17 protein-coding genes and 2 pseudogenes are annotated in these 16,653 nt (G+C 41.4%); 7 read left to right on the top strand and 12 right to left on the bottom strand.

The features are described 5' to 3' along the window. Positions 1–11 precede the first annotated feature (11 nt). Positions 12–593 (bottom strand): DUF1287 domain-containing protein, encoded by a 582-nt coding sequence (locus tag C1S74_RS01645; protein ID WP_052437322.1) that lies wholly within the window; start codon positions 591–593, stop codon positions 12–14. Between the two features lie 467 nt (positions 594–1,060). Between C1S74_RS01645 and C1S74_RS01640 the strand changes: the two genes are divergently transcribed. Next, a complete protein-coding gene (locus C1S74_RS01640) occupies positions 1,061–1,291 on the top strand; it encodes a PAS factor family protein (RefSeq protein WP_038872158.1) in 231 nt (76 codons plus the stop codon). Positions 1,292–1,770: 479 nt separating this feature from the next. Here C1S74_RS01640 and C1S74_RS01635 read toward each other — a convergent pair whose 3' ends face one another. Further along, the gene (locus C1S74_RS01635; protein WP_231578975.1) at positions 1,771–2,091 is read right to left on the bottom strand and encodes an NUDIX hydrolase; all 321 of its coding nucleotides are present in this window, start codon (positions 2,089–2,091) and stop codon (positions 1,771–1,773) included. Positions 2,092–2,476: 385 nt separating this feature from the next. On the opposite strand from C1S74_RS01635, the pseudogene C1S74_RS27050 reads away from it, so the two are divergent. From C1S74_RS27050 to C1S74_RS01625, 3 genes and pseudogenes are all read left to right on the top strand, one after another. Further along, positions 2,477–2,762: pseudogene (locus C1S74_RS27050) on the top strand (PAAR domain-containing protein); the annotation flags it as partial. A 406-nt stretch (positions 2,763–3,168) separates the two neighbouring features. Further along, complete coding sequence (locus C1S74_RS26790; RefSeq protein ID WP_045403442.1) at positions 3,169–3,543, top strand: hypothetical protein; 375 nt, start codon at positions 3,169–3,171, stop codon at positions 3,541–3,543. Between the two features lie 66 nt (positions 3,544–3,609). After that, positions 3,610–4,050: a hypothetical protein gene (locus C1S74_RS01625; protein WP_231578978.1), complete on the top strand. Its 441-nt coding sequence runs from the start codon at positions 3,610–3,612 to the stop codon at positions 4,048–4,050. Positions 4,051–4,226: 176 nt separating this feature from the next. Here the strand turns inward: C1S74_RS01625 and C1S74_RS01615 are convergent, their stop codons facing one another. The 3 genes from C1S74_RS01615 to C1S74_RS01590 all read right to left on the bottom strand — a co-directional run bounded on the left by C1S74_RS01615 (position 4,227) and on the right by C1S74_RS01590 (position 6,506). Continuing rightward, positions 4,227–4,514 carry a type II toxin-antitoxin system RelE/ParE family toxin gene (locus tag C1S74_RS01615; RefSeq protein WP_045403448.1) on the bottom strand — a complete coding sequence of 96 codons (288 nt, stop codon included), beginning with the start codon at positions 4,512–4,514 and terminating at the stop codon, positions 4,227–4,229. Further along, positions 4,511–4,792 carry a type II toxin-antitoxin system Phd/YefM family antitoxin gene (locus C1S74_RS01610; RefSeq protein WP_000086647.1) on the bottom strand — a complete coding sequence of 94 codons (282 nt, stop codon included), beginning with the start codon at positions 4,790–4,792 and terminating at the stop codon, positions 4,511–4,513. Before C1S74_RS01610 ends, C1S74_RS01615 begins: the two co-directional genes overlap by 4 nt. 1,252 nt (positions 4,793–6,044) lie before the next feature. Continuing rightward, a complete protein-coding gene (locus C1S74_RS01590; RefSeq protein ID WP_045403452.1) occupies positions 6,045–6,506 on the bottom strand; it encodes a hypothetical protein in 462 nt (153 codons plus the stop codon). 244 nt (positions 6,507–6,750) lie between these two features. Between C1S74_RS01590 and C1S74_RS01585 the strand changes: the two genes are divergently transcribed. Beyond that, positions 6,751–7,860 carry a hypothetical protein gene (locus tag C1S74_RS01585; RefSeq protein ID WP_052437323.1) on the top strand — a complete coding sequence of 370 codons (1,110 nt, stop codon included), beginning with the start codon at positions 6,751–6,753 and terminating at the stop codon, positions 7,858–7,860. A 789-nt stretch (positions 7,861–8,649) separates the two neighbouring features. Here the strand turns inward: C1S74_RS01585 and C1S74_RS01565 are convergent. From C1S74_RS01565 to C1S74_RS01500, 7 genes are all read right to left on the bottom strand, one after another. Further along, positions 8,650–9,264: a hypothetical protein gene (locus C1S74_RS01565; protein ID WP_045403471.1), complete on the bottom strand. Its 615-nt coding sequence runs from the start codon at positions 9,262–9,264 to the stop codon at positions 8,650–8,652. 159 nt (positions 9,265–9,423) lie between these two features. Next, positions 9,424–9,792: a hypothetical protein gene (locus C1S74_RS01555; protein WP_045403454.1), complete on the bottom strand. Its 369-nt coding sequence runs from the start codon at positions 9,790–9,792 to the stop codon at positions 9,424–9,426. 133 nt (positions 9,793–9,925) lie between these two features. Beyond that, on the bottom strand, positions 9,926–10,657 hold the full coding sequence (locus tag C1S74_RS01545) for a hypothetical protein (protein ID WP_045403456.1): 732 nt from the start codon (positions 10,655–10,657) through the stop codon (positions 9,926–9,928). Between the two features lie 142 nt (positions 10,658–10,799). Then, positions 10,800–11,315, bottom strand: a complete 516-nt coding sequence (locus C1S74_RS01535) for a hypothetical protein (RefSeq protein ID WP_045403459.1) — start codon at positions 11,313–11,315, stop codon at positions 10,800–10,802. 134 nt (positions 11,316–11,449) lie between these two features. After that, positions 11,450–12,661 (bottom strand): DUF3644 domain-containing protein, encoded by a 1,212-nt coding sequence (locus C1S74_RS01525; protein ID WP_045403462.1) that lies wholly within the window; start codon positions 12,659–12,661, stop codon positions 11,450–11,452. Positions 12,662–12,811: 150 nt separating this feature from the next. Beyond that, positions 12,812–13,228 carry a GNAT family N-acetyltransferase gene (locus tag C1S74_RS01515; RefSeq protein ID WP_167391150.1) on the bottom strand — a complete coding sequence of 139 codons (417 nt, stop codon included), beginning with the start codon at positions 13,226–13,228 and terminating at the stop codon, positions 12,812–12,814. 698 nt (positions 13,229–13,926) lie between these two features. Continuing rightward, entirely contained in the window at positions 13,927–14,700 is a 774-nt protein-coding gene (locus C1S74_RS01500; protein WP_045403322.1) for a nuclease-related domain-containing protein, read from the bottom strand. A 231-nt stretch (positions 14,701–14,931) separates the two neighbouring features. Between C1S74_RS01500 and C1S74_RS27045 the strand changes: the two are divergent. Both C1S74_RS27045 and C1S74_RS01485 read left to right on the top strand, forming a co-directional pair. Further along, a pseudogene (locus C1S74_RS27045) lies at positions 14,932–15,216 on the top strand (PAAR domain-containing protein); the annotation flags it as partial. 874 nt (positions 15,217–16,090) lie between these two features. Beyond that, positions 16,091–16,600, top strand: coding sequence for a nucleoside/nucleotide kinase family protein (locus tag C1S74_RS01485; protein ID WP_045403324.1), 510 nt, complete (start codon positions 16,091–16,093; stop codon positions 16,598–16,600). Positions 16,601–16,653: the final 53 nt, after the last annotated feature.

Raw genomic sequence — 16,653 nt, 5'->3', positions numbered from 1 at the left:
TTGAGCTCCTTCTATTTTGGCTCAAACCGATAATGACCAGTGATTGGATAATCAAACAACACATCTTCCAGCACAACGCCCACCCCAATATTGTGGACGATTAAAGGTCGTTGTTTATCTGCCGGAAATTCATCCGTAACGATACCAATATGAGGAAGGTTCCTTGGAAGCATCCACGTGACAATGTCACCAGGTTTGAAATTATGACCATCATTCGAGATAGGTATTTCTACCCCATGACGTTGAAAGAACACTTGTAAATTTGGGACTCTGCGATGATCAATATTTCTATCGGTACGAGCTAAGCCCCAGATTCGTTTGGATGGATATGCAGCAAAGTTGTCTCTCATGTCTTCATGAACAAGGACTTGGAGGTCGATACCTAGTTTTCTATAGCTACGAATAATAACATCGGTACACACCCCGATATCAGAAGCAACATCGCCACTCGGGTAGTCAATTTGGTAATAACTTCCATCATAAGTAATGTCGTACTGTGTTCGTTCTTTTGCCGCCTCAGCAAGCGAAATAGGTTGTTCTGCTATAGTTGGCAGGCTAATAAGAACGGCCCACATAATAATGAATTTTCCCATAACAAGTTAAAGTCCTTTTCATCAAAATCGCCCCAATACTTCAACACTATTTGATCGGTTACAGAGAGATTGACTTTAGGTTATTCGATAAGACCAATAAGAATTGCTTTTAAACTGCGTAAACTCCTCGGTAGAGTCAAATTCACCGAGGGGCTTTTTATCAAATTTCAGACACGCTTCAAGTTGATTTAATACAATTTGTACGGCCAGAATCAAAAACCACCCCGAGATTAGCTTTACGCTTCTTCGACCACATGAACAACTTTCCCGGTTGTAAGCAAACAACGAAGCTGCGAAGAGTAAATTTCTATTAATCTGATTTATAAGACATTTAACTCCCGCCAACAGCTTAGTTACTTCGCACCACGAATTTATATCAGACCATTTTTCTGTGATTGAGGCTTCTGAATTTCGAATTGTAATCGAATACAATACATATGCACCCCGTGCAATAAAAAAGGAATTATATGAAAACGCTTATTTATGACACGCTTGTCAACCTTGCTAACCAAGAACCGGAACACCACGCGAAAATACGCCAGAACCTTTATGAGCAGTTAGATCTGCCCTTTGATAAGCAGCTTGCTCTGTATGCATGTGCACTCGGTCCTGCAAGCTCTGGAAAACTGGAAAGTCGTCAAGGCATCGACAATGCGGTAGACAGTGCAGTTAGACTATTAGCGACTCCTGAACGTTAATCAGCTTTGCACTTTTCACGGCCCCACTCCCCTAAGGGCCGTTTTTCTTTACCGTGCGACTCACATGTCTAAAGAAGCTTCAGAATTCAGGCAAATATGTTGGATAAGAAAAATAGGTTTGATTTTTGCCAGAGTAAATCTAAATACTCCATTTCCATCTTCAAACCAACTTGAACAGTAAATACAGCGATGTCATTTCGACAAATCGCCGCCCCATCGTAAAGTGACTAAAACAGGTTTTACATCAAATGATGGGTAAGTTCATTGAGGCAGTATCATGGGCAGATGTGTGCATTTCCATGCCGGACTTTTACCGTCCATCCTGAGTGGAGGATATCCTTTAATTTCTTGAACCTCACGACCGACTTTATAAAGAATTGGAATCTATACGCTCTCTGCTAGTTCGTTCATTTTGTGCGTGTTTGGCAATTTTCTAGCGCCAAAAACACAAACAGTGAGAATCACTCTTAAATACTTTGTTAGCTGGCGATTTCAGACACTTTAATGTACTTAGTTTCTACAGGCAAATCAGACAAACCTGTTCGGAGAAAGTCGGGCTTCAACTCAGTTTCGGGTATTTCGCTCAATGGGAACCATTTAAACTCTAAGTCTACATCTGCTTCGATACCACGAAACACTTTATTCAAAGGTAGTTGAGAAGGTTCGGTCAACTCAACCAAAAAGTAATTGGCTATTTCGTGAACTCTTCTATTGGAATACTCAAAGAAGTTTTCAACGAACCAAAGGTGACGCTTTACATCTGACTCAACACCTAACTCTTCAAGCAATTCTCGACTCAATGTTTCGTCTGAATTTTCGAAAAATTCTACCTAACCTCCTGGCAGAGCCCAAAACGAATCTCCAACGAGACGGTGTAGCAACACATGCTTCTCATGAATGATCACAGCAACACTTCTACAATTAAATCGAGCATTGCCTTGGTCAAATCTCAACACATTTCCTCCTAGCTGCATAACGCCTTGTTAAGGTGTGAGTAACGCAACACCGATGCTACTGCATACCACCTTAATCACTTAAACCAACGCACAGTAAAATTGCCACGCGTTACAAATCACTCTTAAATGCTTTGTTAGGTGATGTGACTCCAAATATTACACCAGTTCCAGAATATAGTTGTCTTATCAGGATTAATATATGCAATCTAACCCACAAAAAGGAATTGTCATGGGAAAACCCGCTGCAACATTAACTATCAATGCACATCTGCCCCAAAGTTACCGCTAAAGTTCCGCATGTGGGCGGCCCTGTAGTCGTTGGCTCACTCAATGTAAAAATTTCTGACTTACCTGCGGCTCGAAAAGGCGACCGCCTCATCTGTGTCGGTCCACCTGATTCCATAAGCCAAGGCTCTGGCTCCGTACTTATTAACGGTAAACCCGCCGCACGAATGGGAGACTCAACGAGTCACGGAGGCAAGATTGTCATTGGCAACCCCACTGTCTTAATTGGTGATAAATATCGTGCCGATAAACAACCACCACCTAAAACTTATGAAGAAGCAAAACAGCGCTTGGCAGAAGCCAAACCTTATGTAGACGCAGCACGTGAAGGTGGCGCAGCTTTACCTGGCTCTGCTTACTCTACTGCTGACAAAAGAGAGATTCTCCAGAAAGGGTTAGATGAGCCACTACTTTTTCGTATCACCCAATCCAAGTATGCTAAAGATGATGATTGTATTGGACCACCATCTGAGGGTAACGTCGGACGATACTGGACAACCACATTCACTCAAGCTGAACACGGAGACACTGACCCAGAAGCTATCTGCAATGCCGTAGGAATTGAATATAAACCAGGCTGTGAATACACCATATTGCTCATTGACCACCAAAAAGCTAATGAAATCGGCGATATGCATGACACCAGAGTTCAGTCGAGACTATGAACAGGTGGTAGCTTCATCGAAGCAGGATGGGATTGAACTGAGCGACAAAGACCAATATATAGAATACTGTCAAGAACTTGACTCCACACCTAGTCAGGCAAAAACGTTAGCGGTTAGGAGTCAGATACAACAACGGTTGGGAGCAAACGAACATTTTCTTGGTAACGGCATAACCAAAGACAATAGCATAAAATATGAAGAAACACCTTTTGGTCGTATTGATAATAAACTGGAGTACGGTCCTTGTGAAACATATACATGGGATAAAAACCCACAAACACTTGGCAAATTGGAACAAGAAGGAGCCATTATGAGGATCGATATCGGGAAAGGAGACGACAGATGAAGAAGTTTATAGATATTGACCCACTCACTGTAGCAAGCCACCCTAACCTGATTGCAACTTTGCCTGATGACAGAAAACCAACGAAAACCTATTACTTTTTTGTTGGTTGGTGACCATATAATTATCTGCAACACAACGTACTTTACGAATAAAAGAACAGATAAAAGTAAGTGGCTCCACTATCAAATAGAATTTCCAAAACAAGGCTTACAGTGGTTTTTAGACACCTTAGAAGGTAAGTTTTTTAAAACCGATGCCGAAGGTGGTTTAGCCAAAGGTACATTCAACAGCGAAGGACTCATTGATGGTGAGCTATTAAAACTTGGTCGCGCTTTTGATGCAGATGGTAATGGTAGCTGTGGATATTCATTTATTACTTTAGACCGCATTGATGACTATATCGGGTTAGCTAAATCTTACACATTTACAGATGCATTACTTTTTAAGCACGGAATGATCGACACGATGGAAGACATTGCGAAGAAAATCGACTTAGGTCAACTATAGTTCCCTAGCCTTCGAGCCTTAATTTTGAGGTTCGGAGGCTAAGTTATGAGAAATCACCTAACGCCCTAGCAACGCAATACCGATGCCACCGCATACAACCTTAATCACTTGAGCCAACGTATAGTAAAAATGCCACGCGTTGCGAATCACTCTTGAACAGTTTGTTATAACACAGTTTACACGTCATCTTCCGACAAAATTTGACGACAATTACGAACTGTTAGTACGCGAATTTCGTGGCTTAAGCTGTAGATAATACGATAGTGACCAAAGATGATTTCTCGATAGTTCGTATGGGGAATTTCAGGAACAAACCGCCCCATTTCAGGCATACTTCCAAGTAGTTCAGTTTTATCAAAAACTTCGTTTACCCACTTTTCTGCCACAGGTGGATTATCCAAAGAAATAAACTCCGCTGCATCACCTAGCTTCTGAAGCGCTAATGGAGACCAGACGACTTTCATTTCTTAATGCGCCCCAGTACTTGGGCACGCGCATCATCATTGGAAACACCAAGACCAGAAGCTAATTGAGCTTCTGCTGTGCGCATTTCTTCCAGTAATTCGATTTTCTCTTGCATTGCTTCATACTCAGCAACATCAAGAACGACAGCAACACCTTTACCACGTTGCGTAATAACCAATGGACGACGAGTCTCATTAATTTGTTTGATGTATGAAGCTACACCAGCACGAAACTCAGACAAAGGCTGAATATCTTGATCGAAATGAATACGACTCATATTGAACTCCAATTAGTACAAAATAACGTACAGATAATAGTTCAATTGACCATTTTGAGCAAGAAGTTGATTCTGTGTTATAACACTCTGTTAAGGGGTGAGCAACGCAATACCGATGTCGCCGCATACCACCTTAATCACCTAAACCAACGCATAGTAAAAATGCCACGCGTTGCGAATCCCTCTTGAGCAGTTTGTTAGTCGCGAGGCACCGAGCGACAATTTTAAGCCGAACTAAACTTTGCGAACAACAAACTTTATGTGTTTTGATGCACTTAAGTCAGGCGTAGTCTCAAAGCACCTGCTCAATGAAACCACTTGGAACAAGCGACGCCACAGAAAACGGACTAACAACACCAAAAAGCACTTTTGGAAAACTAATCTCACAGTGCGGATTTTCAACCAAAAACAGACTCTCGGTTGCCCCGCTCCGTCAGCACCAAAGAACAAAACAACCGCTAGGACAATTAGCTGAAACTGGGTTTGGACCATCGACGATGAACCTGTGTACCAAACAATTATCAGCCAAATTTTGAGCTTAGAAACATGATTTTGATTGCTAGCTTTTTCTGGCGACTAACGCCCTGTTTAGGTGTGAGCAACGCAATACCAAAGCCGCCGCATACCACCCTAAGCACTAAACGCAACGTATAGTAAAAATGCCACGCGTTACGAATCACTCTTAAGCAATTTGTTAGTACATGCGCTACTTCTATTTATGCGCTCCAAGATATTGAAAAGTGGCATGATATGAAAGGCTTTGAACACTGAAGTGAGACGGGCAGCTACAAAACTTAAACTCGATTAAGAGACGAGAGTTGGCTAGAAGAAAAATGCACTGAACTCCCCTACTTTCACTCACTTCAAATTAGAAAGGGATTCGATCCTCGCACTCCGACGGCAGCACCAATAGCAACCAAGATTCACTCAGAAGCCGCCACAAAAATGAAGAAGCACCAAAGAAATAGGCTAAGAGTTAGAAACCGTAAACGATGAAATCAAAGCAAACACTCCGCATACAGTGCCACCGGAAAGAACGTGAAAGGTACAAACTGAAAGGTGTAAAGACAAGCGCCAAAACAGATAAACACCAAAACTGATGACCTTTGATGTCAAACCCGTACTAACGCCGCATTAAGGTGTGAGCAACGCAATACCGATGCCGCCGCATACCACCTTAATCACTTAAACCAACGCATGGTGAAAATGCCACGCGTTGCGAATCACTCTTAAACAGTTTGTTATACCACGACTAAAACATGACCTCTAAACCAGACAACTTGTATCTTGCCCAAGCATCCATATAGTAGTCACTGTTACTGTCCCAGAACTCTGATGGCATTTTTCTTTGGTATTTTAAATTCAAAATACTATGCTCTTTCGGTGTGACAATACAGTAGACACAGTAATTGTCGATAACATCATAAACATCAGAGATTTGGGGATTTTTTAACGATAGTAAGATGCGCACAACCTCAGCCATGGGCACAACATGCTCTTTCTCAACTTTGTCGCTATTTCGAGCTGAGATTGTCCATTGGCATTGCTCTTTTATCTTCCTTGTATCCCACTTACCTGTCCCATTTACTGCACCAACACGATACGCATACAAATTATCAACTAAATTGCGATAACAATGAGAATCATCAACTCCACCATCAACAAGAACTAGAATAGATTTAGCAAGAGCTTCAACTTTAACTGCATACGACATATATAGAACCGCTTCAAAAAAGCCGAATCGTAAACTACTTTCTTGTATGCAGAAACTCAGTTTCTCACATAGTGGTATAACGCCGCGTTAAGTGGTGAGCAACGCCTACCACCCTGCCTAAACCATTGTGACATAAACACTTAAGCAAAAGTAAGCTAAAAATGCCAAGCGTTGAGAATCCGTCTTGAACGCTTTGTTATACACATATACATTGAGAGATACGCTTAGTTATAGTGAGAACTCTATGGAAGAACAAATTAAAAATGACGAACATTGTTGGTGCGGTTCTGGAAAACTGTATATAGATTGCCATTTAGCTCGGCACGACGAAAAACCTTTCGAGTTATGGGAAACCGACAAAGCACTTAGAGCTGCAAGTGGCAAAAAGTATTGTTCATGCCCGGAAGCAATGCAAACTGATTGTAAAGGCAAAATAATTAATGCTCACACAGTATCGAAAAGCGGCTCCCTTGCCAAAATAGCGAAAGATAGCCATGTATATGGTTTTGTACCATCGGTCATGAAACTGGACAAAACAAAAGGAGTCTTTGAGCCAGAGCCTATCGGTATTAACAAGGCTTCAACATTCACTGGCTTTTGTGGATACCATGATAAAAGTCTGTTTTCATGCTTTGAAGATTCTCCTTATGTTCAAACCGATGAACAAAATTTTTTAATTTGCTATCGTTCCATTGCGAGAGAGTTTCACGCTAAACAAGGTCAGTCTGAGATCACGGAATTATTTAAAGAAGCAGACCGTGGCAAATCAATAGACGAGCAATTTCAAACACAAGCTTTCGCCTTTCAGCATGCATTAATGACACAAGTAGGTCTAAGAGATACAACAACACACAAAATTGCATATGATAAATGCTTACTTAGTAAAGACTACTCAACGTTCAATAGTTATGTAATCGTTTTCAACGAAATTTTACCGGTTCAATGCAGTGGCAGTTTTACCCCTGATGTGGATTTTAATGGCAATAAGCTCCAAGATCTTATGGATTTGGGAAAGACATTAGACCTAATCTCATGCTCGATATTTTCAGACAACGGGAAAACTTACGCGCTATTTGGATGGTTAAACGATAGCCATGATAGTTGCGAAAAATTTATTAAGTCCTTTGATTCTTTAGAAGCGCCTGTAAAAGCTAAAGCACTAATTAATTTCGCATTTTATACTTTTGAGAATATATACATTTCACCGACTTGGTGGGATTCTCGAGTCTTTAAGTTCAAAAGGCACTTAAAAAAAATCATCAATCCTTATGAGAATATTGATGTTGATTATCAAGAGGGGCTTCAGCACGACTTTGGCGAGTACACAATTTTTAGTAAGACAGAATTACCTTAAATTCTATATGTAGCACGGACGCTACAGTGATATGTGTATAACGCTCTGCTAAGGGGTGAGCAACGCAATACCCAAGCCGCCGCAAACCACCTTAATCACTAAATTCAACGCATAGTAAAAATGCCACGCGTTGCGAATCCCTCTTAAGCAGTTTGTTAATCGCGAGGCACCGAGCGACAATTTTGAGCCGAACTAAACTTTGCGAACAACAAACTTTATATGCTTTGATGCACTTAATTCAGGCGTAGTCTCAAAGCGGCTAGTCAATGAAACCACTTGGAACAAACAACGCCGTAGAAAACGGACTGGCAACACCAAAAAGCGCCTTTGGAAAGCCAATCTCACAGTGCGGACTTTCAACAAAGTCACTGAAACCACGTGGAACTTACCACACCAGAGAAAACGTTCTTTCAGCGAATAAATTAGCTTTTGAACCAGCAAACTCACTGAGCGGAGTCGCAACCAAAAACAGACGCTCGATTGCCCTTTTCTGTCAGCACCAAAGAACAAAAAACCGCTTGGACACTTGCAAAACTTTGGACTTAAAACAGCTGAAAATGAGTTTGGACCATCGATGAAGACCCTGTATAGCAAACAATCATCAGCCAAATTTTAAGCTTAGAAACATGATTTTGATTGCTAGCTTTTTCTGGCGACTAACGCCGCGTTAAGTAGTGAGCAACGCTACCACTAAACCTAACCATACCACCGTAAACACAAAACCCAACGATGGAATGAAAAATGCCATGCGTTGGGAATCTGTCTTAAACGCTTTGTTAGGTGAATTTACTACACACCAATTTCCTGACGCTCTTCTGTGCTAATTAATTTAATGCTATCCGCTGTAAAGCCTTTTTTCAAAATCAGCTCACTTTCCTTAGATTGACCTTTGCACAATACCTCTGAATCATGTACTTGCATCGAGAAGACCGGACGACTCGCCAACCCTGAGACAAACTGAGCATAAGCTTTTAACCCTGTAGCATCATAAGACCATGAATTACCGACATTGCTCACAGTCTCGCCAACACGCCCAATGCGATACAATGTCAACTGCTGGTCGCTTGATATATAGGAGTGAGAAAATTTAGACAAGTCAAAATGAAAGCAGTCATATTCGCCGGAGATCGTGCCAGATATATACAAATCGACTAGGAGTTCTTTTTTATCATTGTCTTGCCACAGCTGCCCAATATCATCTGCATGTTGAACTAAAAAATTTACCAGCACCTCTAAATTATCACTAAGCTCACTTGAATATAGGTCATCATTTAGCGCTTCCATAGATACTAAGTTTCTATTGAGATACTCTTTCTCATGTGGCTTTAAATACTGATTAAGGTGCTCAATATCTATAGCTATGATTTCGAATAATTTCGTTAAAAATGGAGTCAAATCATTCATAGTCAACCTTTCACAATCGGAGTTCATATTTAGCCTTTCACCTAACGCCCTGTTAAGGGGTGAGCAACGCAATACCAAAGCTGCAGCATACCACCTTAATCACTAAAACCAACGCATAGTAAAAATGCCACGCGTTGCGAATCCCTCTTGAACAGTTTGTTATGTGCGTTGCTCAAATTCATACTCTGTAAGACACCATTGCTTTGTGCTTGACCAACTGATTTCTTTGAATGATGTTCTTAGGTCACCGCTCAATAAAAGTTGCTTCATAAAATGGCTAGGTGAAATATAAGCTTTATCGTCGTAAGCAAACACAAAACCCTGCTTATTGAGCTCAAGCATCATCTGTTTGGTTTCCTCTGATTCAAGCCCACCATTGAGATGAAGCTCATCAAGACGACCATCTGTATCGCCATCTCGACTGCTCTTGCTTAACTTTATTGAGGTCTTATCTATGGCAACAACGTGCCCCGGAGGGACTTCTCCTGATTGACCAAACTCAACTTTGTAAGGAGGCTGTTTTATCATTTGATCTCCAAGCACATAACGCCCTGTTAAGGTGTGAGCAACGCAATACCGAAGCTACCGCATACCACCTTAAACACTAAAACCAACGCATAGTGAAAATGCCACGCGTTGCGAATCACTCTTAAACAGTTTGTTAAGTGTCTTTTTGCCATATTTTTATCGCCATCTCCTCCACAACTTCCTCGTAAGACCAATGAGGTGCAATAATTGGAATGCGATTTAGAACCTTGGATTTTCTCAGACCTAATTCATTTCTACAATCTTCAAGAAATCCCTCAGGATCTTCAGCAATAATTGCTACCAGCTCATGAAATTTAAACTGAAAATCACCAGAATATCGCCATTCTCTTTCCCAAGAAAAATCATGGCTCTCGTTCATGACATTTACTAACGAGTAGTAATGGAGAATATCTTGATAGTTATCATTATGTCGTTTTAATTTCGTTACAGTTTTGACACCATCGAAGTGATTATCAAATTCCTGCAGCAAGTATTCGCGCAAACCTGTTCCTTTACCATTTAAATAAATAGCGGGATTTGCACCATGCTTTAGCATCGCATGTCTCCAAAAAACCAGACCATACGGCTTTAACCGTTTCTGCCTTTTGAACTCATCGGAAGTTAACTTTTCGAGTTGATCTAGAGGTGTTTCGGTAAAGCAAACCGTCTTAAAGCTCTTGATCAGACGATCGCTGACATCCATATTTTTCAGCTTTGGGCTAAACAAGCAATGGTGATTGCGAGCCTCAATAGTTTTATCTTTAATTATATTTATCAAGTTACTTTTCGCTGAACATCCGTTCGAATTCCTTGTCAGATGCACGAGAAATCGTGAAAAGTCACTTCTATTTTCTGGGTTATTCATGATATTTCCCCAATTGACACTTAACGCCCTGTTAAGGTGTGAGCAACGCAATACCGAAGCTCCCGCATACCACGTTAAACACAAAAACCAACGCATAGTAAAAATGCCACGCGTTGCGAATCGCTCTTAAACAGTTTGTTAGCTAGCTTAACACTAGCCAAAATAACATTGGGAAACATATGAACGATAAACCAAAGCCAAAGCACCTAACTTGATAACTTTTGAGTAAGCTACAGATCTGGACCTTAACAAGTATAAAGAAAGCCATCTCAACGAACAGACACAATCCCAAAAGCACCTTAAGTTTTGGCAGTGTATATGAATAGCTCAGCTTACTAATTCCAAATAGAATCCCAGCAATAAGAATACCAATATATGCACTTGAAAAAGAAAATAATATTTTTGCCACAGGATTTACCATGTACTGAAAATATTTTCCTTTACTTTCCTCTCCCCCCTTCCCTCTCCACAGCAAATGGATACCGACAACAAAGCACAGTAAACCGAAGATCAGCAATATGGATTTATGTGCAATACTCTCACTTATTATTGAATCCAGTTTTATTGAAACACTAGGGAAGTAGTTCATTGCTAAGATAAGGAACATTCCCCAGAGGATAAAAATACCTGTTTCTTTGTATACCTGACTTCTGTTCATAACTGCTACCTGCTAGCTAACGCCCTGTTAAGGTGTGAGCAACGCAATACCGATGCCGCCGCATACCACCTTAATCACTTAAACCAACGCATAGCGAAAATGCCATGCGTTGCGAATCACTCTTGAACAGTTTGTTAGGCTTTTTTCCGACGGTTTCGGTGACTTCTTAATGCACCGTCCAGCCAATTTTTCTGGTTAAGATTATTCACAAACCATTCAATGAAAGCCTCAGAGTATCTGTGACGCCCATCTAGCTCATAATGATAGTTAGAACGCTTGGCTTTTTGAGTTTTGTTTTTCTTTACAACAGCTTGAAAAGAGTAACTCGTAATTTTAACGAGTGTCTGTCGAAGATTAATTTCTGCGATTGCTGTGTTCTGATGGTATGGGTGGGTAACATCTGGATCTTTAGTTTCGCGGATGATGATGGCTTTCTCGCCACCATCACTCAGTGATAAAGATAAGTCACTCTCTGAAGACTTTTTGGTTAACGCTAGCTTGTAGTCTACGGAAATCGAAAATTCATCCGAGTCACATTCTCGTGCCATTTCCGTAAATTTGCCCAGAAAGCTTTTCACTTGAGTTGCAGTTAACTCACCATAAGTTTCTTTGATTACTGCGACTTCGGGTTCACAACCATCAACAATAAGACTTAACAAACCAACACTTTGACCCGCTAGTGGGCTATTGCCCATTAGCGCTTTATAGCGTTTTTGATAATTCAGAACTGTCGCTTGGAACAAACGAGACAATTGAGGTTGTAACTCTGGAATTAACAGATGAATCGCATGGTCTCTAAGATCAATAAGCGTTTCCAAGTTCTTAGCCACATTGTCGGATGACTCGATTAGCTTACACATAGCTTCACGAATACTAATGCTGAAATCACCCTCTTTGAAAATACTTGAAGCACCGTCTCTTTTAGCTAGTTCCGATTTAAGCATGAGTTCCCACGCATTTACCATCATAATGGTAAATGCTTCAACCCGATTCCCCAATGTTGGACGGTTATAAACTTCAAGCGCCAACGTAAAAGCATCATGACTTCTTTTTATGAGTTGATCCGAGAGTATTTCATCAGGTGATTTGGACTGTGTATTCAAGCTCTGGGACATGAGCCTGAAAAACTCGTCATTAGAGAGTTTGTTAATACCGCTGCATTTCCATAGAGAACGACTCACTTTAACGATGTACTCGCCCTTGAGCTTTTCGTTAAAGTACTTGTTTATAGAGCTAACACTGTAACCGACTGATTCCGCCACTTCTTTAGCGGTAAACTCACTACCTTTTTCCTCAAGCTTTCGGAGTTCATCCAATAGCTGAAGAAGCATACCCTTTTTAACCATGTTGATTATTTCTCCAAAAGCCTAACGCCCTGTTAAGGGGTGAGCAACGCAATACAAAAGCTCCCGCATACCACCTTAAACACTAAAAGCAACGCATAGTGAAAATGCCACGCGTTGCGAATCCCTCTTGAACAGTTTGTTATGTGCGTACTAAACGTTGCCACTGTTAGAAGAATTGAAAGAAAACATACGAACTTCGTCGCGAGGAAACCAACCTAATTTTTCGTAGAAAGACTGCGCATTAATGTTTTCATTTGCGACAAATAGATGCGTTTTGGCTATGCCTACTTTCGATAGCGCTTCCACTGCTGACGATATGAGCTTTGCACCAACGCCTTTACCTCGAAAAGTTGAATCAACAGCCAGATGCTGCACATAACCTCGACGCCCATCAGTCCCAACTAGAATAGCACCAACAATATTGTCACCATCCAATGCGACGAAGCTAAGGTTTGGATTGCGTTTTAGGTACTTACCTATGTTTTCCTTTGAATCTGCATCTCGTAGCAACATCGCTTCAGTTGTTGACCACAAGCCGATTACTTGCGAGTAATCTGAGATATGCATTTCTCTAATCACTACTGATTTTCCTCTAAGCACATAACGCCTTGCTAAGGTGTGAGTAACGCCATACAAAAGCTACCGCACGGCGCCTTAATCACATAAGCCACCGCAAAGTAAAAATGCTACGCGTTACGAATCACTCTTAAGCAATTTGTTAGTACATGCGCTACTTTTATTTATGCGCTCCAAGATATTGAAAATTGAGATGATATGAAAGTACTTGAACACTGAAGTGAGACGGGCAGCTACAAAACTTAAACTCGGTTAAGAGACGAAAGTTGGCTAGGAGAAAAACGTACTGAACTCCCCTACTTTTACTGACTTCAACTTAGAAAAGGATTCGATCCTCGCACTTCGACAGCAACACCAAAGAAAGACAATTCTGACTTAGTAAAAGCCACGAAAGAGAAGAAGCGCCAAAGAAATAGGCTAAGAGTTAGAAACCGTAAACGGTGAAATCAAAGCAAACACTCCGCATATAGTGCCACCGGAAAGAACGTGAAAGGCACTAACTGAAAGGTGTAAATACGAGCGCCAAAACAGATAAACACCAAAACTTATGACCTTTGGTGTCAAACCCGTACTAACGCCCTGTTAAGGTGTGAGTAACGCAATACTAAAGCCGCCGCATACCACCTTAAACACTGAACGCAACGCATAGTAAAAATGCCACGCGTTGCGAATCACTCTTAAACAGTTTGTTAGTTGAATTGTTTCACTGCTCTACACTTGGGAAAGGTTGAACAACCCCAAAACTGTTTACCTATATTTTCACCACGCTTGGTTTCACGCAACACCATTTCAGAGCCGCAACGGGGACACTGATTTGAGCTAACTTTGGATGTGACAACGTCTTTGACATGTTTGCGATGCTTTAAATCCGTAATGACTCCACGCTTTAACTTTATCTGGTTTATAGACTCTGTTAACAGAGCATAATCCTTGTCAGAGAACACTATCTCGTTAAATTGCTGAATGTATCGAATACTTCCTTGAGCATAGGTAACGTTTGGAGGCATTTCGGTTTTAAAGGTACTGTCGCCGATGAAAACAATAACTGAATGCAAGTGCTCTTCACTGCAACCTAGCAAGGTTTCCAAAGCTTTTATGTGCTTGTAATTCTGATGCAGTGGGTTTTGAAATTTAGAGGAATGACGGTAAATCTTTTGTGTCCACTGTTTCTGGCGAGCCGAGCCAAATATCCAACCTTTCATATTCTTAGTTTCAACGACAAAGATGCCATATTTAGAAACCACAATATGGTCAACTTGAGTTGTACCATCGCTAGTCGGCAACGTTACGTCTTTTATTAGCGTGTAATCAGACTCTGGTAATTTGGACAAAAGACGGTTCACGAGAAACTCACCGAATACACCTTTTAGCCACCTACTTTTGAAAACGCTAACAATGAGCAATAAAGGCACTAGATACCAGACTTGCACAAGCACGTTAAGAAATGCTTCAAAAATATTCACGGATTTTCCCTATTCAACTAACGCCCAATTAAGGTGTGAGGCGCGCAATACCTATGCTGCCGAATACCACCTTAATCACTAAAACCGACGCATAGTGAAAATGCCACGCGTGCCGAATCACTCTTAAATTGTTTGTTAGGTGATTTGACTCCAAATATTACACCAGTCACAGAATATAGTTTCCCTATCAGGATTAAGATATGCAACCTAACCCACAAAAAGGAAGTTTTCATGGGAAAACCCGCTGCAACATTAACATCAATGCACATCTGCCCCAAAGTCACCGCCAAAGTTCCGCATGTGGGCGGTCCTGTAATCGTTGGCTCAACCAATGTAAAAATTGGTGGCTTACCTGCAGCTCGAAAAGGGGACCGCCTCATCTGTGTTGGTCCTCCTGATTCCATAAGCAAAGGTTCTGGCTCCGTATTTATTAACGGTAAACCAGCAGCAAGAATGGGAGACTCAACGAGCCACGGAGGCAAGATTGTCATTGGCAACCCCACAGTCTTAATTGGTGACAAATATCGCGCCGATAAACAACCACCACCCAAGACTTTCCATGAAGCAAAACAGCGTTTGGTAGAAGCCAAACCTTATGTCGATGCAGCTCGTGAAGGTGGTGCGGCGTTACCGGGTTCTGCGTACTCTACTGCTGACAAAAGAGAGATTGTCCAGAAAGGACTAAATGAGCCCCTGCTATTTCGTATTATCGAGTCCAAATACAATGAGGATGATGGCTATATTGGCTACAAGCCCGAAGGCGTTACCAAGCTAAAATACTGGACAACTACATTTACTCAAGCTGAGCATGGCGATACAGACCCAGAAGCTATCTGCAATGCAGTAGGAATTGAATATAAACCAGACTGTGAATACACCATATTGCTCATCGACCACCAAAAAGCCAATGAAATCGGCGATATGCATAGCTTTATTCCCACCTACGAGAGAATGGGTGGATTTACGGAATCTGAATTGTCCTCTGAATTTGAAGATAGCCTCGATTTAATTGCACCATGTATGACACCAGACTTCAGTCGATACTATGAACAAGTCAAGATATCAGCTGAAGAGGAAGGCACTGATATTAAAAAGCAAAAGCAGTTTAACGAATATTGCCAAGAACTTGGCTTTACCCCTAGCCAGACCGACACCTTACGTACCCGCCATCAAATAGAACAAGGCTTAGGCGCGAATGAACACTTCCTTGGCAATGGTCTCACCAGAGACATTAATGTGTCATATGACACTACCCCGTTTGGTGATATTGATGACAACGTCGAATACGGACCACCAGAAACCTTTACGTGGGACAAAAACCCACAAACACTGGGAACGTTAGAAGAAGCCGGAGCCATAAAGCGAATTAACATCGGGAAAGGAAAAACAAATGAAGCAATTTAAAGAAATAGATCCACTGACAGTCGCAGCACACCCGAATTTAGTTGCAACTTTACCTGACGCGACAGATGCTGGTAATACGTTCTATTTTTTATTGATTGATGATTACATCGTCCTTGCGGATGCTCAGTATTTTACCAACAAGCGAACCGGAAAAAGTAAATGGCTACACTACCAAATCGAATTTCCCAAGCACGGCTTGCGTTGGTTCCTAGACACACTAGAAGGTAAGTTTTTTAAAACTGCAGCGGAAGGCGGATTACCCAAAGGCAAATTCAACGATGAAGGTATTGTCGATGGTGAGCGGCTAAAACTTAGACGTGCTTTTAATGCCGATGGCGAAGGCGGCGGTGGATACGCATTTATTACTCTCGACAGAAAAGAACCCGAAAGCGTATGGTCGAAATCCTACACCCTCACAGACTCACTCTTATTCGAACACGGAATGATTGACACGATGAAGGAAATTGCAAAAAAAATCGACTTAGGACAACTGTAACTCCCCTTACCTCCGAGCCTTAGCTTGATGGTTCGGAGGCTGAGTTTTGCTTA

Source organism: Vibrio hyugaensis, assembly GCF_002906655.1.
Classification (GTDB): domain Bacteria; phylum Pseudomonadota; class Gammaproteobacteria; order Enterobacterales; family Vibrionaceae; genus Vibrio; species Vibrio hyugaensis.
This window is presented reverse-complemented; position numbering and strand designations above follow the sequence as displayed.